Annotated in this window: 3 protein-coding genes; 2 read left to right on the top strand and 1 reads right to left on the bottom strand. The window is 38.1% G+C overall.

Annotated features, from left to right (window positions below; translation table 11 throughout):
• Positions 1–505 (top strand): sodium-dependent transporter (locus KH943_RS10000; protein WP_304110432.1); only part of this gene is annotated, 505 nt, incomplete at its 5' end.
• Between the two features lie 419 nt (positions 506–924).
• Complete coding sequence (locus KH943_RS09995; protein ID WP_304110431.1) at positions 925–1,482, top strand: YbhB/YbcL family Raf kinase inhibitor-like protein; 558 nt, start codon at positions 925–927, stop codon at positions 1,480–1,482.
• Here KH943_RS09995 and KH943_RS09990 read toward each other — a convergent pair.
• Positions 1,479–2,044, bottom strand: a 566-nt coding sequence (locus KH943_RS09990; RefSeq protein WP_304110430.1) for an AraC family transcriptional regulator, incomplete at its 5' end; no start/stop codon positions are given. The genes KH943_RS09995 and KH943_RS09990 overlap by 4 nt on opposite strands.

Genomic DNA, 2,044 nt, shown 5'->3' with positions numbered 1-2,044 from the left:
CATTGAACCTAACGCAGGGCCAACCTTGGTTTTCCAAAGTTTACCAATTGTATTCTCACACTTATGGGCGGGTAAATTCTTTGCTATCGTGTTCTTCGGTTTATTGCTTATTGCAGCATTAACCACGTCAATCACGATTTACGAAGTCATCATCACCGCATTACAAGAAAAACTCAGAATGCGCCGAGGAAAAGCGATTTTTGTTACCTTAATGGGGATTTTCTTATTAGGTAACGTGCCATCTATTCTAGGTGATAACCTTTGGAAAGATTTCACCATATTCGGTAAAAGCATTTTCGATGCCTTCGATTTCGTTAGCGGAAATATTCTCTTTATGCTGACCGCACTTGGTTGTGCCATTTTCGTTGGTTTCGTGTTAAAAGACGATGCAAAAAAAGAACTATCTCCAACACCAAATTCACGCTTCACCACAATTTGGTTTAACTATGTCAAATTTGTGGTTCCCGTGATTATTTTGGTGATTTTTATTAGTAATTTAATCTAACAAAATAGACCGAAAAGCAGTGCTCAAGTGCTGCTTTTTTTATACGTAAAAATCAGAAAACCTCCCTGCTAACCAATTGTTTATAAACAATAAAAATTCTCTATAGAATAGAAAAAATTTATTCGAATATTCTACTAGGATCCATTTTATACTACAACCAGAAACCTCTAAAATATACTTAATAATCAAGCTTCTATTATTTCCGAGGGCTTCAAGGCTAGGCTCAGATTTGCTTTCAATGATTTTGGACGGTTTATACTGCGAAAGGTGTTGAGCAAGAAAAGTCAAAGCACGCAATTAATTTTTGTGAAAATTTGCAAACTATATCAAAAACTAAAAATATTTGAGCGTTTTCGCACAATTTTAGTCAATAATATTTCCTATAATAATGCTTCATTTACATCAGAAAAGGAAAAACAATGAAAAAAATAATCTCAACTACATTTTGTTCGCTTGTTGCTGGCGTAGCTTGTGCGCATTCATCAGTTTTTAGCATCAATGTACCCGATTTACCTGAATACGGATTTCACGTCAAAAACGTATTAAGTGCCAACTACGGTTTTGGCTGTAATGGAGAAAATCTGTCACCAGCGATTTCTTGGGCAAATGCCCCGAAAGGGACGAAAAGTTTTGTGGTGACGATCTATGATAAAGATGCGCCAACAGGCATTGGCTGGATGCATTGGGTCGTTGCAAATATTCCTGCAAATACGAGCGCTCTTCCTGAAGGCATTAAAGCTGATGGTACTAATTTACCACAAGGTGCGCTGCAAACCCGCACTGATTTTGGCGTGCCAGGCTTTGGCGGAGCTTGTCCACCCGAAGGACAAAAACATCGTTACGAAATTAAAGTCACAGCAGTAAGTGTAGAAACCTTGCCAAATGTGACGGCAGATACAATGCCTGCTGTAGTCGGTTATTTTACTAAAGCTAATGCCCTTGCCGAAGCTTCTATTATTGTAGAACATAGTCGTTAAACAGCACTCGATTGCCGAACCTCTAACGGAGAACAACCAAAATGTTGTTTAAATTTCACGGAAAAACGTGAATGACTTTCATAGCCAACTTCATAGGCGATTTGTGAAATTGGGCGTTGAGTGAGTTGTAACAAATTCAACGCTCGCATCATTCGCACTGTAGTTAATACTTCCCGAAACGATGTTTTTTCTGCAGCGAGATGACGGCGCAATGTAGCTTCACTGGTATTTAACAATTTTGCAATGTCTCCAATTTTCCAGTGATACTCAAAATTTTCTGAAATTTTCTTACTAATTTGACACTTTAAGGATGGGGTAGAAAATGGATTAAATACACCACCCTGTTCCGACAACCAAGCTAGTAATTCCCACAAGCGAATTTCCACAATACGATCAGGAATTTCATCACTGGAAAGTGCTTTTGAAACAATCGAAAAAGCTTGCTGTATAAAAGGATGTGCAGGCAAGTGAAACAGGCTTTCAAAGAGTTTTGGCTTTGAAAGCAGCCCAAAAAATCTCTCAACCACTGCATTATCAATAGATAACCAATCCGCTTGATATA

Origin of the sequence: Haemophilus parahaemolyticus (assembly GCF_018373095.1) — a bacterium.
GTDB classification, from domain to species: Bacteria; Pseudomonadota; Gammaproteobacteria; order Enterobacterales; family Pasteurellaceae; genus Haemophilus_A; species Haemophilus_A parahaemolyticus_A.
Note: the sequence above shows the minus strand (reverse complement) of the source record. Positions and strands in the feature narration are given on the sequence as shown.